1 protein-coding gene is annotated in these 661 nt (G+C 32.1%); it reads right to left on the bottom strand.

Going from position 1 to position 661, the window contains the following annotated elements:
• Positions 1-571 (bottom strand): hypothetical protein (locus tag E1171_RS00400; RefSeq protein ID WP_281347194.1); only part of this gene is annotated, 571 nt, incomplete at its 3' end.
• Between the last annotated feature and the right edge of the window lie 90 nt (positions 572-661).

Below are 661 nucleotides of genomic sequence, written 5' to 3'. Positions count from 1 at the left end.
CTTCGGTTTTAGACCATAGGCTATTTAAACCTTCTTTATTAATTTTGACTGTGGTTTTAAAGTTGTTTTTCACTCGGCATAATACCGTGTCACCAAGATATAAATCATAGGATAATAAGGCGCCAGTTCCACCAAACCGATAAATATTTAATATTGCATAATCTAAATTTTTTGCAACTTCTTCTCTTACTTCCTGTTCAAAGACACTAAGGTCTTTTACTCTCAATATTTTCGCTTTAATTCTGTGGCAGGAACTGCTCCAAAAAGAAGGGAATTTGTGTTCTACAATCTTGAGGGCATTTCCTCCGGCTTTTCTAGCTTCTAACTTTGCTTTTTCAATAGCAATTTCGTAGTTACAATTGGTACTAAACCCTGTATCTCCAATTATTACCTCACCTAGAAGTTCCGAGCCCTCAGGTACTATCTTATCTAGCCCAATAATTATAATTTCTTGTTTGTAATCCAGAGCAGCATAACTTTTGTTTAAACTAGTAATCACTTTTGGATGGCAAGCCCCTAAGGCTATAAAAACCATTAAAACATAATATAAAGTAGAGGTTTTAAGACTCATAAACTGTGTTATAGATTAAAAAAATAAAGTGAAAAAGTACTTATACTGTTATATTTTAATTTTGAAATTAAAGGTTGAATGTTTTTATTA

Source organism: Xanthovirga aplysinae (assembly GCF_009711365.1).
GTDB classification, from domain to species: Bacteria; Bacteroidota; Bacteroidia; order Cytophagales; family Cyclobacteriaceae; genus Xanthovirga; species Xanthovirga aplysinae.
Note: the sequence above shows the minus strand (reverse complement) of the source record. Positions and strands in the feature narration are given on the sequence as shown.